Source organism: Geodermatophilus sp. SYSU D00879 (assembly GCF_054050375.1).
Map to the genome: position 1 here is coordinate 24,641 of NZ_JBJGZF010000026.1, position 15,710 is coordinate 40,350.

A 15,710-nucleotide genomic window follows, 5' to 3' on the forward strand; every position below is an offset into this window, starting at 1 on the left:
GGGTGACCGCGCTCGACCTGCTGCTCCCCCACGACGACCTGGCCGACTCCTGGCGCACCGCCCGCCCCCGCCCGGCGGGGCGGCACCTGGACTCCGCGGCGTGCAGCCGGCAGAGCAACCGGGTGCTCGAGGCGGTCGCCCACCACGCCCGGCACGAGGCGGAGCTCGGCGGCTACGTGGCCGAGGCGACCGCCGGCGACCTGCTGCAGCAGGGCCGCAGCGTCATCGGCGGGCTGGTCGGCATGGCCGCCGCCGACGTCGTCTTCGTCGAGTCCGCGCAGGCCGCGCTGACCGCGCTGCTGGCCGCCTGGCGGCTGCCGGCCGGGACGCGGGTGGCCTGCACGCCCGGGGAGTACGCGCCGAACGCCGCCCTGCTGCGCGCCGCGGGGCTGGTGCCCGAGCCGATGGCGGTCGACGGCGACGGGCGGGTGGACGTCGCCGCGCTCGAGCGCTCGCTGGCCGCCGGCCCGCCGCGGTTCGTGCACCTCACGCACGTGGCCAGCCACCGCGGCGTCGTCCAGCCCGCGCGCGAGGTCGCGGCGCTGTGCCGGGCGCACGGCGTGCCGCTGGTGCTCGACGCCGCCCAGTCCCTCGGGCACGTCGACGTCGACCTCGGCGCCGACGTCGTCTACTCGACCTCGCGCAAGTGGCTGGCCGGCCCGCGCGGGGTCGGCCTCCTGTGCGCCCGGCCGGCGGTCGCCGCGGAGCTGGCCCCCGCGCTGCCCGCCCCGGCCGACCTGCCGCCGCTGCGGGCGCTGGAGAGCGGCGAGGCGCACGTGGCCGGCCGGGTCGGGCTGGTGCTCGCCGTCGGGGAGCACCTGGCCGCGGGCCCGCACCGGGTGCGCGAGCGGCTGGCGGGGCTGGGCCGGGCGGCGCGGCAGGTCCTCGACGGCGCCGGCGGCTGGGCCGTGGTGGAGCCGCTCGACGAGCCCACCGTGACCACCACGCTGCGCCCGCCGGACGGCGTCGACGTCGTGGCCACCCGGGCGCGGCTGCTCACCGAGCACGGCATCGTGACCACGGCGATCGAGCCCGGCCGCGCGCCGGCGGAGCTGACCGGCTGGGTGCTGCGGGTGTCGCCGCACGTCGACGGCACCCTCGACGACCTCGAGGCCCTCGCCGCCGCCCTCTGACGGGCACTTCCGCGGAGATGCACCGTGCATCTCCGCGGAAGTGCACGGTCAGGACGCCGCCTGGATGCGCTCGCTCACCCGGCGGTGGACGGCGAGCTGCTCGTCGAGGCCGGGGTGGACCGGCACGCCGTCCTCCACCACGAACCGCCCGCCGACGACGACGTGCCGCGCGGCCACCGGCCCGCAGCGCAGCCACGCCTCCACCGGGTCGCTCAGAGCCCCGGCGAACGCCGGCCCGGTGAGCGGCCAGACGGCGAGGTCGCCGCACGCGCCCACCGACAGCTCGCCGATCTCGCCGGTGCGCCCGAGGCAGGCCGCGCCGCCGCGGGTGGCGATCTCCAGCGCGTCGCGGGCGCCGAAGGACCCGGCGCCGTGCCGCAGCTTGCCCTGCAGCATCGCCGTCCGGGCCTCCAGCCACAGCGACGCCGCGTCCGCCGACGCCGACCCGTCCACGCCCAGCCCCACCGGCGCCCCGGCCGCCCGCAGCTCGGCCACCGGCGACAACCCGCTGCCCAGGACCATGTTCGACGACGGGCAGTGCGCCGCCCCGACCCGCGCGGCGCCGAGCCGGGTCACCTCGCCGGCCGAGGGCCACACCACGTGCGCCAGCCACACCCGGTCGGTCATCCAGCCGACGTCGGCCAGGTAGTCGACCGGGCGGCGGCCGAAGCGCTCCAGGCAGAACGCGTCCTCGTCCTGCGTCTCGGCGAGGTGGGTGTGCAGCCGGACGTCGAGCCGCTCGGCCAGCTCCGCCGTCCGCGTCATCAGCGACGTCGACACGCTGAACGGCGAGCACGGCGCCAGCGCGACGCGGGTCAGCGCGTGCGGCGAGCGGTCGTGGTGGGCGTCCACGAGGCGCTCGGACTCCGCCAGGATCTCGTCGTCGTCCTGGACGACGGAGTCCGGCGGCAGCCCGCCGTCCTTCACCGACAGGGACATCGACCCGCGGGTGAAGTGCGACCGCATGCCGAGGTCCCGCGCCGCGCGCACCTCGGCGCCGATCAGGTCGCCGCGGCCGCGCGGGTGCACGTAGAGGTGGTCGGTCGAGGTGGTGCAGCCGGCCAGCGCGAGCTCGGTCAGCCCGACGTAGGCCGACACGTACGCCGCCTCCTCGTCCAGCCGCGCCCACAGCGGGTAGAGCGTGACCAGCCACTCGAACAGGCCGCCGGTCAGCGCGGGGGCGAAGGACCGGGTGAGGTTCTGGTACAGGTGGTGGTGGGTGTTGACCAGCCCGGGCGTCACCAGGCAGCCGCGCGCGTCCACCGTGCGGGCCGCGGCCGGCCGCGGGTCCCCGGGCCCGCCGACGCCGCTCACCACCCCGCCGGTGACGGCGACCCAGCCGCCGGCGATCTCCCGCCGCCCGTCGTCGACGGTGGCCAGCAGGTCGGCGTCGTGGACGAGCAGGTCGGCAGGGGGCACCGGCAGGTCGGCGGTCGTCTCCACCCGCGGCATCCTGCCGACCGCGTGTGAACACGGCGAGTCGCCACGTGCCGTCGCGCAACCCGGCCGGAACGAACCGGGGCTACCGTGACCGTCCCCCGGGACACCGACGAGGAGTGGCGATGGAGTTCCTGCAGCCCGCGACGTGGGCGGAGGCGCTGGAGGCGAAGGCCGCCCACCGCGACGCCGTGCCCATCGCCGGGGGCACCGACGTCATGGTCGCGATCAACTTCGGCCGGCTCCGCCCGTCGCTGCTGCTCGACCTCACCCGGGTCGCCGAGCTGCAGGCCTGGGAGCCCGACGACGGCGCGGTACGGCTGGGCGCCGGCGTCCCCTACGCCCGGGTGATCACCGAGCTCGGCGACCGCCTGCCCGGGCTGGCGATGGCCGCCCGCACCATCGGCTCGCCGCAGATCCGCAACCGCGGGACCGTCGGCGGCAACCTGGCCACCGCCTCCCCGGCCGGCGACGCGCACCCCGCCCTGCTGGCCGCCGGCGCCGAGGTCGAGGTGGCGAGCGTCCGCGGCACCCGCCGGATCCCGGTCGCCGAGTTCTACACCGGCGTCAAACGCTCCGCGCTGGCCGACGACGAGCTCATCGCCGCCGTCCGGATCACCCCACCCACCGGCCCGCAGCAGTACAGCAAGATCGGCACGCGCAACGCGATGGTCATCGCCGTCGCCGCGTTCGGGCTGGCGCTGCACCCCGACCGCCGCGCCGTCGGCACCGGCATCGGGTCGGCCGCCCCCACGCCGCGCCGCGCCCCCGCCGCCGAGGAGTTCCTCGCCGGGGAGCTCGACGGCCTGTGGGACTCCCGCGCCGAACTGCCGCCGGCCACCGCCGCCCGCTTCGGCGAGCTGGTGGCCGGGGCGGCGGCGCCCATCGACGACGTCCGCGGCACCGCCCGCTACCGCGTCCACGCGCTCTCGGTCATGGCCCGGCGCACGCTGACCTGGGCCTGGGCCGACTACCGGAAGGGAGACCCGACGTGCGCCTGACCTGCACCGTCAACGGCACCGAGCAGCAGGTGGACGACGTCTGGGAGGGCGAGAGCCTGCTGTACGTCCTGCGCGAGCGGATGGGGCTGCCCGGCTCGAAGAACGCCTGCGAGCAGGGCGAGTGCGGCTCGTGCACCGTCTACCTCGACGGGTTGCCGGTGTGCGCCTGCCTGGTCGCCGCCGGGCAGGCGCAGGGCCGCGAGGTCGGCACCGTCGAGGGGCTCGCCCCCGCCGGCGGGCTGCACCCGGTCCAGGAGGCGTTCCTCGAGGCCGGCGCCGTCCAGTGCGGCTTCTGCACGCCCGGGCTGCTGGTGGCCACCGACGACCTGGTCCGCCGCGCCCGCGACGAGGGCCGCACGCCCGCCGACGCCGAGATCCGCGAGGCGCTGGCCGGGAACCTCTGCCGCTGCACCGGCTACGAGAAGATCCTGGACGCCGTCCGGCTCGCGGCCGACCGCATGGCAGGTGACGCGTGATGAGCACCCCCACCCGCACCCCGAGCGGCGCCCCCTCGCACCTGACCGGCCCCGGCGGCGGGGTCGGCACCGACGCGCAGCGCCCCGACGGCGTCCTCAAGGTCCGCGGCGAGTTCGCCTACGGCAGCGACCTGTGGACCGACGACATGCTGTGGGGCGTCACGCTGCGCAGCCCGCACCCCTACGCCCGCATCCGCGCGATCGACGTCGGCCCGGCGCTGGCCGTCCCCGGCGTGCACGCCGTCCTCACCTCCGACGACGTGCCCGGCGAGAAGGTCTACGGCCTCGAACTCGCCGACCAGCCGGTGCTCGCCCTCGACGTCGTCCGCTACCAGGGCGAGCCGGTGGCGCTGGTCGCCGCCGACCACCCGGACACCGCGCGCCGGGCCGCGGCGCGGATCGTCGTCGACTACGACGTCTGGGAGCCGGTCACCGACGCGCGGCGGGCGCTGGGCCACCCCACGTGGAACCAGGTGCACGACGCGCCGGCCGAGGTCACCGAGCTCAGCCGGGAGGGCGCCCACCTGCACCCGCACGGCAACCTGGTGCGCCACCTCAAGGTGCGCAAGGGCGACCCCGCGCCCACCGCGGACGTCGTCGTGGTCGGCGAGTACGAGGTCGGCATGCAGGACCAGGCCTTCCTCGGCCCGGAGTCCGGGCTGGCGGTGCCCGGGGAGGACGGCGGCGTCGACCTGTACGTGGCCACCCAGTGGCTGCACGTGGACCAGCGGCAGGTCTGCGCGGCGCTGGGCATGCCGCCCGAGAAGGTGCGGCTGACCCTGGCCGGCGTCGGCGGCGCGTTCGGCGGCCGCGAGGACCTGTCCATGCACGTGCACGCCTGCCTGCTCGCGCTCCACACCGGCCGGCCGGTGAAGATGTCGTACAACCGCGAGGAGTCCTTCTTCGGGCACGTGCACCGCCACCCGGCGACCATGCGCTACGAGCACGGCGCGACCCGCGACGGCGACCTGGTCTACGTGAAGGCGGAGATCTACTTCGACGGCGGCGCCTACGCCTCGAGCACGCCGGCGGTCGTGGGCAACGGCGGCACGATGGGCATCGGCCCCTACGTCGTCCCGAACGTGCACGTCGACTGCTACGGCGCGTACACCAACAACCCGCCGTGCGGCGCCATGCGCGGGTTCGGGTCGGTGCAGACCGCCTTCGCCTACGAGGCGCAGATGGACGCCCTCGCCGCCGAGCTCGGCATGGACCCGGTCGAGCTGCGCTGCCGCAACGCGATGGAGCAGGGCTCGGAGACGCCCACCGGCCAGGTCGTCGACAGCCCCGCGCCGGTCGCGGAGCTGCTGCGCCGGCTGGAGGCGATGCCGCTGCCGCCGGCGCCGGCCACCGGCGACGACGTCGACCTGCGGCACATGCCCGGCGGGGTCTCCAACACCACCCACGGCGAGGGCGTCCGCCGCGGCGTCGGGTACGCCGTCGCCTACAAGAACGTGGCCTTCTCCGAGGGCTTCGACGACTACTCGACCGCACGGGTGCGGCTGGAGGTGGCCGGCGGCGAGGCGGTCGCGACCGTGCACACCGCGGCCGCCGAGGTCGGCCAGGGGCTGGTCACCGTCGAGCAGCAGATTGCCCGCACCGAGCTCGGCGTGGACGCCGTCGTGCTCCACCCGAAGGACACCGGCGTCGGGTCGGCCGGGTCCAGCTCGGCGTCCCGGCAGACCTACGTCACCGGCGGCGCGGTCAAGGCCGCGTGCGAGGCGGTCCGCGGCCGGGTGCTGGACCTCGCGCGGTCCGCCCTCGGCCGGCCGGTGGCCGACCTGCGGCTGGACGGCGGGAAGGTCGTGTCCGACCTCGAGGGCGTGGCGCTGCCGCTGGCCGACGTGCTCGGCGACGCGGCGGTCGAGGAGACCGTCGAGTGGCGGCACCGGCCCACCCAGCCGATCGACCCGGAGACCGGCCAGGGCTTCGCGCACGTGCAGTACGCCTTCTCCGCGCACCGGGCCGTGGTCGACGTCGACACCGAGCTCGGGCTGGTCAAGGTCGTGGAGATGGCCTGCACGCAGGACGTCGGCAAGGCGATCAACCCGCAGGCCGTCGTCGGGCAGATCCAGGGCGGCACGGCACAGGGGCTCGGCCTGGCCGTGATGGAGGAGATCCTCGTCCGCGACGGCCGGGTGCAGAACCCGTCGTTCACCGACTACCTCATCCCGACCGTGCTGGACATGCCGCCGATGCGCATCGAGGTGCTGGAGTACGCCGACCCGCACGCGCCCTACGGCCTGCGCGGCGTCGGCGAGGCGCCCAACATCTCCTCCGGGCCCGCGGTGCTCGCCGCGATCCGCCAGGCGACCGGCCTGCCGCTCACCCGCGTCCCCGTCCGCCCGGAGCACGTCACCGGGACGTGAGCGGGTGCGCTGACGCCGTACTCCGGGCGCCGGAGTGCGGCGCCGGCGCACACGCTCAGCCCGCGAGCCCCGCCAGGCGGTCCATCGCGGCCAGCACCCGGTCCTGCAGGGCCGGGTCCTCCAGGGCGCGGGGCGTGCGCGCCGGGCGGCGGCCGGCGGTGTAGCCGCCGGGCCAGTCGCCGGCCGCGGCGTGCGCCACCCGCGCGCCGCCGTCCTCGACGTCCCCCGGCGCGCCCGGGGAGGCCAGCTTGGTGCGCACCCAGCCCGGGTCCACCGCGCCCACCCGCAGGTGCGGCAGGCGGCGGGCCCAGCCGAGGGCCAGGACGACGTCGAGCGCCTTGGAGTCGGCGTAGGCGCGCCCCGGCTCGCGCGCGCCGCCGAGGTCGCCGGGGTCGACGCGGCCGGAGCCGACCATGCCGCTGCCGAGGAAGACCAGCCGCCCGCGCACCCGCTCGTGCACCAGGGCGGTGAGCAGGTGCGGAGCCAGCGCGTTGACGGCGAACGCGAGCTCGTGGCCCTGCGCGCTGGCCGGCGCCCCGTCGGGCGGCCAGACGCCGGCGTTGTGCACCAGCGCGTCCACCTCCCCGAGCTGCCCGGCGAGCGAGCGGACCTGGTCGAGGTCGGCCAGGTCGCCGGTGACCAGCCGGACGTCGCCGAGCCGGCCGAGCTCCTCGGCGACCGGGGCGCCGCGGGCCTCGCTGCGCGCGTGCAGGACGACGGTGTGCCCGCCGGCCAGCAGCCGCCGCGCGGCCGCCCGGCCGATGCCGTCGGTGGAGCCGGTGATCGCGATCGTCGCCACGGACCGGCCCTACCCGCGCGTCGTCGCCTCCCACCGCCGGTGCAGGGCGGCGCGGCCGGCGTCGGTGGGGCGGCCCCACAGCCGCAGCCGGGCCATGCCGCCGTCGGGGAAGACGTCCATCCGCACCGCGGTCACCGCGGCGTCGCCGGGCAGGACGAACCGGTGCCGGGTGTCCGGCTGCAGCGGCGTGCGGGGCAGCAGCTCGACCTCGGCGCCGCCCGCCGTCCGACCGGTCAGGGACGCCGCCCCGGGCGCGTTGCCGAGGAACCACGAGGTGTCGAGCTCGGCCAGGGTGACCGTGCCCTCGCAGGCCAGCGCCACCTCGACCCAGTCGTTGCCGTCGTCGCGGCGGCGGGCGTTCTCCCAGCCCTCGCCCATCGAGCGGGCCTCGCCGCGGCCGATGAGCTGGTGCGGGCTGCCGTAGAAGGCGTTGCTCACCCCGGTGACCCGCCCGCCGTTCTCCAGCGCGGCGAGGTCGCACGGGCCGGCGTCGAGCAGCCGCGGGTCGGGCACGACCTCGCCGTGCACCCGCAGCCGCGCCACGCCGCCGTCGGGGTGGATGGACAGCCGCACGTGCGTCACCCGCGGCCCCGGCTCGACGGCGAAGCGGTTCGCCGTGCCCCCGGCCAGGTCCGACAGCGGAAGCAGGGGCACCCAGTCGGCGCCGGCCAGCGCGGACGCCGGCGGGTGACCCTCGACGGAGGCGCCCTCCAGCGCGGCCCGCGGCGGGTAGTTGCCGAGGAAGAACGCGGTGTCGACGACGACGGCGTGCACCACGCCCGGCATGCCGAGCCGCACGACCGCCCAGTCGTGCCCGGGCTCGCGGCGCCGGCGGGTCTCCCAGCCGTCGTACTCCTTGCCGCGGGCGCCGAAGTCGTCGCGCGCCCGCGCCGGCCCGGGCAGGACCAGGTTCTCCTTGCCGGCGAAGAACTCGTCGTTGGCGGCCACCACGGCGCCGCCCTGCGTGCGGACGGCGAGGTCGGGCAGGTCGAACGGGTCGCTCATGGGTCTCCTCGTCGGCGGCGGTCGCGGGTCACTCTGGCACGGGCGGGGTAGAGGGCCGGGGTCCGCGAGAGATCCGAGGAGGACCCGTGTCCGAACCCACCGACGACCTGCGCGAGCGCGCCCGCGAGCACGTCGAGCAGATGCCCGCCGAGACCGCGCTGGGCAACGCCGACCCCGCCGGCGGCTCGACCGACGACCCGCAGATCATGGACCAGGCCGCCCGGGAAGAAGGCGAACAGCAGTCGTGATCAGCGGTCCCCTCGGCCGAGCAGCCGGCCGAGGGGGCTGCCGTCGGCCTCCCGCCCGCGCAGCCAGGTCCGCCGGACGACGCCGGTGAGTTCGCGCCCCGCGTAGGGCGTCACCGGGTTGCGGTGCTCGAGCCGGCCCACGGTGAACCGCTCGTCGGGCGCGAAGGCCACCAGGTCGGCGTCCCTCCCGACGGCGATCGCGCCCTTGCCCGGCAGCCCGGCCAGCTGCGCCGGCGCCGCCGCCATCCACTCGACCACCCGCGCCAGCGGGACGCCCCGGGCCCGCGCGCCGGTCCACACCGCCGGCAGCGCCACCTGCAGCCCCGCGATGCCGCCCCACGCCAGCCCGAAGTCGCCGACGTCGAGCCGCTTGAGCTCGGGCGTGCACGGCGAGTGGTCGCTGACCACCAGGTCGACGTCGCCGGACGTCAGCGCGCCCCACAGCGCCTCCCGGTGCGCCGCCTCGCGGATCGGCGGGCAGCACTTGTACGCGGTGTCGCCGTCGGGCACGTCCTCGGCGGCGAAGGTCAGGTAGTGCGGGCAGGTCTCCACGGTGACCCGCACGCCGGACGCCCGGGCGGCGCGCAGCAGCGGCAGCGCGTCGCCGTCGGCCAGGTGGACGACGTGGCTGCGCGCGCCGGTGTCCCGGGTGGCCGCCACCAGCCGGCCGATCGCCGTCTCCTCGGCCGCGGGCGGGCGGGAGGCGAGGAACGCCGCGTAGCTGGCCCCGGCGGGCCCGGGTGCCGCCTCGATTACCTGCTCGTCCTCGGCGTGCGCGATCAGCAGCCCGTCGAAGGTCGCCAGCTCGGCCAGCGCGGCGCGCAGGCCGGCGTCGTCCAGGGGCGGGAACTCGGGGACGCCGGAGTCGAGCAGGAAGCACTTGAACCCGACGGCGCCGGCCTCGTGCATCGGCCGCAGCTCCGCGAGGTTGCCGGGCACCGCGCCGCCCCAGAACGCCACGTCGACGGCGACCTGCCCGGCCGCGACCTCGCGCTTGATCCGCAGCGCCTCGAGCGTGGTGGTCGCCGGCACGGAGTTCAGCGGCATGTCCACGACCGTGGTGATGCCGCCGGCGGCCGCGGCGCGGGTGGCGGTGGCGAAGCCCTCCCACTCGGTGCGGCCGGGCTCGTTGACGTGGACGTGGCTGTCGACCAGCCCGGGCAGCAGCACCTCGTCGTCGGCGAGGGTGACCGCGCCGGCCGGGGCGTCGTCGAAGCCGGTGACCGCGGTGACCACGCCGCCGGCGGTGTGCACCGCGGCGGCGCGCTCGCCGTCGGGCAGCACCACCCGCCGCGCCCGGACGACGAGCGTCACGCCACCGCCTCCACCGCGCGCACCACGGAGTGCAGCTCGGTCCCCCAGGCGGTGGCCACCCACCCGTTCTCCAGCGGCAGGCGGACGGCGTCCTCGGCGGTCAGCACCCCGGCAGCCTGCCTCACGTGCACCGTGGACGCCCAGGCGCGCGGCGCGACCGGCGGCAGCCAGGCCGGCGCGCCCGGCCCCAGGCCGACGGTCGTGTGCACCAGGGGCCGCCCGTCGACGACCACCCGCGTGGTGCCGGTCCACCGGCCGGGCTCCTCGCCGGTGCGGCCGAGCAGCACCTGCTCGGTGGCGGTGAGGACGGCGCCCGCCGCCAGCGACGCGGTCAGCCCGGCCCGGTGGTGGGCACCCCGAGCCACCACCGTCGGCTCCGGCCGCAGGTCCAGCTCCCCGGCCACCTCGGCCACGACGCGCTGCACCGAGGGCCGGTCGCCGTCGCGGGCGGGCAGCGCGACGGCGGCCGCGACCGAGCGCACCGCCAGCGTGGCGCCCTCCTCGACCACCAGCCGGACCTCGGCGTCGTCGCCGCCCAGCGGGCCGAACGCCGTCGCCACCAGGTGGACCGAGGACGGGCCGGTGCGGCGCACCGCCAGCTGCCCGCTGGCGCGGACCACGGGCAGCACCGTGCGCCCGCCGGGCCCGCGCCGCGCGACGACCTCGACCCGCGTCCTCACGCCCGCTGCGGCCGGCGGGCCCGCACCTGCTCGCGCACCCAGTCGGCCACGGGCCCTGCGGTGGGGTCCTCCCGCAGCGAGACGAGCAGCGTCGGCTTCTCCCCGCGCACCAGCGCCGAGTCGCGCCGCATGACGTCGAGGTCGGCGCCCACCAGCGGCGCGAGGTCGGTCTTGTTCACCACCAGGAGGTCGCTCGCGGTGACCCCGGGCCCGCCCTTGCGCGGCACCTTGTCCCCGCCGGCGACGTCGACGACGAACACCTGCACGTCGACCAGCCCGTAGCTGAAGCTCGCCGTCAGGTTGTCCCCGCCGGACTCGACGAGCACCAGTTCCAGGCCGGGGTGGCGGGCCTCGAGCAGCTCGACGGCGTCGAGGTTGGCGGTGATGTCGTCGCGGATGGCGGTGTGCGGGCAGCAGCCGGTCTGCACCGCCTCGATCCGGTCGTCGGGGAGGACGGCGTTGCGGCGCAGGAAGTCGGCGTCCTCGGTCGTGTAGATGTCGTTGGTGACGACGGCGAGGTCGTACTCGGCACCCAGCGTGCGGCACAGGGCCGCGGCCAGCGCGGTCTTCCCCGAGCCGACCGGGCCGCCGAGCCCCACGCGCAGCGGCCCGCCGTGCCGGTGCGGGACCTCCGCGTCGACGTAGTCCTGCAGGTTGTGGTCAGGAGGCAAAGAAGCGGTCCCCTCTCGTGGCGTGCACCTCGGCCAGCAGGTCGAGGAGCGGGTCGGTGGCGGCGGGGAGTCCCTCCCGGACCGCCGCGTCGGTGACGGTGTCGATCTCAGGGGCCAGCCGGGCGGTGACGGCGGCGACGGTGAGCGGGTCCATCGCGAGCAGCCGCTGGGCCGCCGTCGCCGGGCCGCTGACCGACAGGTAGGCGGCGGCCGCGGCGGCGTCCCGGGCGGTCAGCCCGCCCGCGGCCGCGGCGACCCCGAGCGCGACCGGGTGGTGCGGCGCGGCGGGCAGCGCGTCCCACACCGGCGACGGCCAGGCGCGGCGGCCGACCCGCACCAGCCCGCGGCCCTGCTGCCGGGAGGCGGCCCGCAGTGCCGGCGACGGCGTCCGCGCGTCGGCCTCGGCGTCGAGGGTGGGCAGGTCACCGCTGCGGCACGCCGCTGCGGCGAGCCCGGCCGCCACGGCACCGGACGTCGCCAGCCGGCGCAGCAGGAAGGCCGCCAGCGACGCCGGGTCGTGCACCAGCCCGGCCGCGACCGCCTGCTCCACCCCGCCGGAGTGCGTGTGCCCGCCCGCGGGCAGCCGGGAGTCGGCCAGCGTGAGGAGGGCGGCCGTCATCAGAAGAGGAAGTACCGCTGCGCCATCGGCAGCTCCCGCACCGGCTCGGGCTCCCACACCTCGCCGTCCACGGTGACCGTGAAGGTGTCCGGGTCGACGCGGATCTCCGGCAGCGCGGTGTTCTCCGGCATGTCGGCCTTGGTGAGCCGGGTGGTGTCGGTGACCGCGGCCAGCCGCCGGTCGACCGCCAGCCGGTCGCCGAGGCCCGCCTCGAGCGCGGCCGGGGCGACGAAGTGCAGCGAGGTCCGCGCGGGGACGCGGCCGTAGGCGCCGAACATCGGCCGGGGCAGCTGCGGCTGCGGCGTCGGGATGGAGGCGTTGGCGTCGCCCATCTGCGCCCAGGCGATGACCCCGCCCTTGAGCACCGCGTGCGGGCGGACGCCGAAGAAGCGCGGGTCCCACAGCACCAGGTCGGCGAGCTTGCCGGGCTCCACCGAGCCCACCTCGCCGTCGATGCCGTGCGCCACCGCGGGGCAGATCGTGTACTTCGCGACGTACCGGCGGGCCCGCAGGTTGTCCGCGACGCCGTCACCGGCCAGCGACCCGCGCTTGCGCTTCATCACGTGCGCGGTCTGCCAGGTGCGCAGGACCACCTCGCCGACCCGGCCCATCGCCTGCGCGTCGGAGCCGATCATCGAGATGGCGCCGAGGTCGTGCAGCAGGTCCTCGGCGGCGATCGTCGTTGGCCGGATCCGGCTCTCGGCGAAGGCGAGGTCCTCCGGGACGGAGGAGTCCAGGTGGTGGCAGACCACGAGCATGTCGAGGTGCTCGTCGAGGGTGTTCACCGTGTGCGGCCGGGTCGGGTTGGTGCTGCTCGGCAGCACGTTCGGGTGCCCGGCGACGGTGATGATGTCCGGCGCGTGACCGCCCCCGGCGCCCTCGGTGTGGTACGCGTGGATCGACCGGCCGGCGATCGCGGCCAGGGTGTCCTCGACGAAGCCGGCCTCGTTGAGCGTGTCCGAGTGCAGCGCGACCGGGACGCCGTGCCGGCCGGCGACGGTGAGGCAGGCGTCGATCGCCGCGGGCGTCGAGCCCCAGTCCTCGTGCAGCTTGAAGCCGCTCGCCCCGCCGCGGAGCTGCTCCTCCATCGACTCCTGCGAGACGGTGTTGCCCTTGCCCAGCAGGGCGACGTTCACCGGCCACGGGTCCATCGCCTCGAGCATCCGGGCCAGGTACCAGTCGCCGGGGGTGATCGTGGTGGCCTTCGAGCCCTCCGCCGGGCCGGTGCCGCCGCCGATGAGCGTGGTGACGCCCGAGCCCAGCGCCGTCGGCACGATCTGCGGGCAGATGAAGTGGACGTGGCAGTCGATGCCGCCGGCGGTGAGGATCCGCCCGTTGCCGGCCATCACCTCCGTACCGGGGCCGATGACCAGGTCCGGGTGGACGCCGTCCATCGTGTCGGGGTTGCCGGCCTTGCCCAGCGCCACGATCCGCCCGTCGCGGACGCCGACGTCGGCCTTGACGACCCCCCAGTGGTCCAGCACGACGGCGCCGGTGATGACCAGGTCGGGTGCGCCCTCCGCGCGGGTGGCGCGGCCCTGGCCCATCGACTCGCGGATCACCTTGCCGCCGCCGAACACCGCCTCCTCGCCGGCCCGGCCGGGTCCGCCGCAGCGGTCCTCCTGGACCTCGACGATCAGGTCGGTGTCGGCCAGCCGGATCCGGTCGCCGGTGCTCGGCCCGTACAGCTGGGCGTAGCGCTCGCGGGACAGCTGCACCATCAGCCGAGCCCTCCCTCTCCGGTCAGGCCGGGGATGACGCGCGCGCCGGCCAGCGGCACCAGCGTCACGGTGCGGGTGATGCCGGGCTCGAAGCGGACGGCGGTGCCGGCGGCGATATCCAGCCGGTGGCCGGCTGCGGCAGCCCGGTCGAACCGCAGCGCCCGGTTGGTCTGCGCGAAGTGGTAGTGCGAGCCGACCTGCACCGGCCGGTCGCCGGTGTTGGTCACCTCGAGCTCGATCCGCGGGGCTCCGGGCATCGTCTCGATGACGCCCTCGGCCGGGATCACCTCGCCGGGGATCACGGGATCGGCTGGTGGACGGTCACGAGCTTGGTCCCGTCCGGGAAGGTGGCCTCCACCTGCACCTCCTCCAGCAGCTCGGGGACGCCGACCATGACGTCGTCGCGGGTGAGGACGGTGCGGCCCGACTGCATCAACTCGGCGACCAGGGCGCCGTCGCGGGCGCCCTCCAGCACGTGGTCGGTGATGACCGCCGTCGCCTCCGGGAGGTTCAGCCGCAGTCCCCGCGCGCGCCGTCGGCGGGCGAGGTCGGCGGCGTAGGAGAGCAGCAGGCGTTCCTGCTCGTGCGGGGAGAGGTGCACGCGGGGTCCTCCGGGGTCGGCGGAGCCCGGACGTTAGTGACCCGATGTGTCGCGGCGGTTACCTGAGCGGGCCGAAGAACTCCCGGACGTCGGCCACCAGCTCCGCCGGCCGCTCCATCGCCGCGAAGTGCCCGCCGCTGTCGTGCTCACGCCACGCCCGCAGGTCGGTCAGCTGCCGCTCCGCCCACGCGCGGGGTGGCACGAAGATCTCCCCGGGGAACATCGAGACGCCGCTGGGGACGTCGACCCGCGGCGTCCGCTCGCCCGGCGCCCGGGCCATCTCCCAGTACATCCGCGCCGACGACGTCGCCGTGCCGGTGAACCAGTACACCGAGACGTCGTCGAGCAGCCGGTCGACGCCGAGCGCCCCGACCGGGTCGCCCCCGGTGTCGGTCCAGGCGTGGAACTTCTCGAGGATCCACGCGCACTGGCCGGCCGGGGAGTCGGTCAGGCCGTAGCCGAGCGTCTGGGGCCTGGTGCGGTGCTGGTGGCTGTAGGCCGAGCCGTCGTCGCGGAAGGCCCGCATCCGGTCGAGCGCCCGCCGCTCGCGCTCGTCGAGGTCCGTCCGCCCCTCCGGCGGGACGGTCACCACCATGTTCAGGTGCACGCCGACCACCCGGTCGGGGTGCCGCGCCCCCAGGTTGGCCGACACGAACGACCCGATGTCCCCACCCTGGGCGCCGAAGCGCTCGTACCCGAGCCGGCGCATCAGCTCCGCCCAGGCGTCGGCGGTCCGCGCCGGCCCCCAGCCGGGTGCCGTCGGCTTCCCGCTCCACCCGTAGCCCGGCAGCGACGGGACGACGACGGTGAAGGCGTCCCGCGGGTCCTCGGGGTCGGTGAGCGGGCCGATCACCTCGAGGAACTCGACGACCGAGCCGGGCCAGCCGTGGGTGAGGACCAGCGGCAGCGCGTCCGGGTGCGGCGAGCGGACGTGCAGGGCGTGCACCGGCAGCCCGTCGATCTCGGTGACCACCTGTGGAAACGCGTTGATCCGCGCCTGCCGGGCCGGCCAGTCGTACTCCTCGGCCCAGTACCGGCAGACCTCCTGCAGCACGTCCACCGGGACGCCCTGCGCCCACCCGTCCGCCGTCGGCGGGTCCGGCCAGCGGGTGGCCCGGAGCCGGCGGCGCAGGTCCGCCACCGCGTCCGCCGGCACGTCGACGGTGAAGGGCCTGACGACGTCGTCCACGGGCGCGACCGTAGCGAGGGTCGACGCCGCGGACGAGCCGGTGAACGAGGACGCCGGCCCGATCTTCCGGCAGGTCGCCGCGCAGATCGAGAAGGCGATCGTCGACGGCTCCCTCGCCGAGGAGAGCCAGGCGCCCTCGTCCGACGAGCTCAGCGCCTTCCACCGCATCGACCCCGCCACTGCGGCCAAGGGCCGCAACCAGCTGGTGGCCGACGGGATCCTCTACAAGAGACGAGGAGTCGAGATGTTCGTCGCCACGGGCGCCCGCGAGCAGCTGCTCGAGCGCTGTCGTTCGCAGGCCTCCGCGACATCGTCCCCTGAGGTCGGCCCGGCCCCCGACTCGCACACGGCCCCGGTTCCGTCAGGACGGAACCGGGGCCGTGTGCGATGTCGGACAGTGTCCGCGAGTGCAGAAGGGCCCCGCCACCGGATGGTGGCGGGGCCCTT

17 protein-coding genes are annotated in these 15,710 nt (G+C 76.4%); 6 read left to right on the plus strand and 11 right to left on the minus strand.

The features are described from left to right. Positions 1 to 2: 2 nt before the first annotated feature. On the plus strand, positions 3 to 1,133 hold the full coding sequence (egtE, locus tag ACI79B_RS21890) for an ergothioneine biosynthesis PLP-dependent enzyme EgtE (RefSeq protein ID WP_456930152.1): 1,131 nt from the start codon (positions 3 to 5) through the stop codon (positions 1,131 to 1,133). 48 nt (positions 1,134 to 1,181) lie between these two features. Here the strand turns inward: egtE and ACI79B_RS21895 are convergent, their stop codons facing one another. Beyond that, positions 1,182 to 2,576 (minus strand): 8-oxoguanine deaminase, encoded by a 1,395-nt coding sequence (locus tag ACI79B_RS21895; RefSeq protein WP_456930153.1) that lies wholly within the window; start codon positions 2,574 to 2,576, stop codon positions 1,182 to 1,184. A 119-nt stretch (positions 2,577 to 2,695) separates the two neighbouring features. Here ACI79B_RS21895 and ACI79B_RS21900 point away from each other — a divergent pair, with 119 nt between their 5' ends. The 3 genes from ACI79B_RS21900 to pucD are packed head-to-tail and all read left to right on the plus strand — an operon-like array spanning position 2,696 to position 6,416. After that, complete coding sequence (locus ACI79B_RS21900) at positions 2,696 to 3,571, plus strand: FAD binding domain-containing protein (RefSeq protein WP_456930154.1); 876 nt, start codon at positions 2,696 to 2,698, stop codon at positions 3,569 to 3,571. Further along, positions 3,562 to 4,047 (plus strand): (2Fe-2S)-binding protein, encoded by a 486-nt coding sequence (locus tag ACI79B_RS21905; RefSeq protein ID WP_456930155.1) that lies wholly within the window; start codon positions 3,562 to 3,564, stop codon positions 4,045 to 4,047. Before ACI79B_RS21900 ends, ACI79B_RS21905 begins: the two co-directional genes overlap by 10 nt. Next, complete coding sequence (pucD, locus tag ACI79B_RS21910; protein ID WP_456930156.1) at positions 4,047 to 6,416, plus strand: xanthine dehydrogenase subunit D; 2,370 nt, start codon at positions 4,047 to 4,049, stop codon at positions 6,414 to 6,416. The genes ACI79B_RS21905 and pucD overlap by 1 nt, the downstream gene beginning before the upstream one ends. Positions 6,417 to 6,471: 55 nt before the next feature. Here pucD and ACI79B_RS21915 read toward each other — a convergent pair whose 3' ends face one another. After that, positions 6,472 to 7,215 carry an SDR family NAD(P)-dependent oxidoreductase gene (locus ACI79B_RS21915; protein ID WP_456930157.1) on the minus strand — a complete coding sequence of 248 codons (744 nt, stop codon included), beginning with the start codon at positions 7,213 to 7,215 and terminating at the stop codon, positions 6,472 to 6,474. 9 nt (positions 7,216 to 7,224) lie between these two features. Further along, positions 7,225 to 8,220 carry an allantoicase gene (gene alc / locus ACI79B_RS21920; protein WP_456930158.1) on the minus strand — a complete coding sequence of 332 codons (996 nt, stop codon included), beginning with the start codon at positions 8,218 to 8,220 and terminating at the stop codon, positions 7,225 to 7,227. 86 nt (positions 8,221 to 8,306) lie between these two features. On the opposite strand from alc, the gene ACI79B_RS21925 reads away from it, so the two are divergent. Then, positions 8,307 to 8,468: a hypothetical protein gene (locus ACI79B_RS21925; RefSeq protein WP_456930159.1), complete on the plus strand. Its 162-nt coding sequence runs from the start codon at positions 8,307 to 8,309 to the stop codon at positions 8,466 to 8,468. Here ACI79B_RS21925 and allB read toward each other — a convergent pair whose 3' ends face one another. The 8 genes from allB to ACI79B_RS21965 are packed head-to-tail and all read right to left on the minus strand — an operon-like array spanning position 8,469 to position 15,263. Further along, positions 8,469 to 9,782 carry an allantoinase AllB gene (gene allB / locus ACI79B_RS21930; RefSeq protein WP_456930160.1) on the minus strand — a complete coding sequence of 438 codons (1,314 nt, stop codon included), beginning with the start codon at positions 9,780 to 9,782 and terminating at the stop codon, positions 8,469 to 8,471. Further along, positions 9,779 to 10,462, minus strand: coding sequence for an urease accessory protein UreD (locus ACI79B_RS21935; protein WP_456930161.1), 684 nt, complete (start codon positions 10,460 to 10,462; stop codon positions 9,779 to 9,781). Before ACI79B_RS21935 ends, allB begins: the two co-directional genes overlap by 4 nt. Further along, positions 10,459 to 11,133 (minus strand): urease accessory protein UreG, encoded by a 675-nt coding sequence (ureG, locus tag ACI79B_RS21940; RefSeq protein WP_456930162.1) that lies wholly within the window; start codon positions 11,131 to 11,133, stop codon positions 10,459 to 10,461. The genes ACI79B_RS21935 and ureG overlap by 4 nt, the downstream gene beginning before the upstream one ends. Continuing rightward, complete coding sequence (locus ACI79B_RS21945; protein WP_456930163.1) at positions 11,123 to 11,752, minus strand: urease accessory protein UreF; 630 nt, start codon at positions 11,750 to 11,752, stop codon at positions 11,123 to 11,125. Before ACI79B_RS21945 ends, ureG begins: the two co-directional genes overlap by 11 nt. Further along, positions 11,752 to 13,473: an urease subunit alpha gene (locus ACI79B_RS21950; RefSeq protein WP_456930164.1), complete on the minus strand. Its 1,722-nt coding sequence runs from the start codon at positions 13,471 to 13,473 to the stop codon at positions 11,752 to 11,754. Before ACI79B_RS21950 ends, ACI79B_RS21945 begins: the two co-directional genes overlap by 1 nt. Then, a complete protein-coding gene (locus tag ACI79B_RS21955) occupies positions 13,473 to 13,775 on the minus strand; it encodes an urease subunit beta (RefSeq protein ID WP_456930165.1) in 303 nt (100 codons plus the stop codon). The genes ACI79B_RS21950 and ACI79B_RS21955 overlap by 1 nt, the downstream gene beginning before the upstream one ends. Further along, a complete protein-coding gene (locus ACI79B_RS21960; RefSeq protein WP_456930166.1) occupies positions 13,772 to 14,074 on the minus strand; it encodes an urease subunit gamma in 303 nt (100 codons plus the stop codon). Before ACI79B_RS21960 ends, ACI79B_RS21955 begins: the two co-directional genes overlap by 4 nt. Before the next feature lie 58 nt (positions 14,075 to 14,132). Next, positions 14,133 to 15,263, minus strand: coding sequence for an epoxide hydrolase family protein (locus ACI79B_RS21965; RefSeq protein WP_456930167.1), 1,131 nt, complete (start codon positions 15,261 to 15,263; stop codon positions 14,133 to 14,135). Positions 15,264 to 15,303: 40 nt separating this feature from the next. Between ACI79B_RS21965 and ACI79B_RS21970 the strand changes: the two genes are divergently transcribed. Then, positions 15,304 to 15,710, plus strand: a 407-nt coding sequence (locus tag ACI79B_RS21970) for a GntR family transcriptional regulator (RefSeq protein ID WP_457000248.1), incomplete at its 3' end; no start/stop codon positions are given.

Bases quoted from the DNA above. Each gene is read 5' to 3' on its own strand.
- ACI79B_RS21945 (WP_456930163.1), bottom strand. From the start codon at position 11,752: ATGACGGCCGCCCTCCTCACGCTGGCCGACTCCCGGCTGCCCGCGGGC.
- ACI79B_RS21900 (WP_456930154.1), top strand. From the start codon at position 2,696: ATGGAGTTCCTGCAGCCCGCGACGTGGGCGGAGGCGCTGGAGGCGAAG.
- ACI79B_RS21950 (WP_456930164.1), bottom strand. From the start codon at position 13,473: ATGGTGCAGCTGTCCCGCGAGCGCTACGCCCAGCTGTACGGGCCGAGC.
- pucD (WP_456930156.1), top strand. From the start codon at position 4,047: ATGAGCACCCCCACCCGCACCCCGAGCGGCGCCCCCTCGCACCTGACC.
- alc (WP_456930158.1), bottom strand. From the start codon at position 8,220: ATGAGCGACCCGTTCGACCTGCCCGACCTCGCCGTCCGCACGCAGGGC.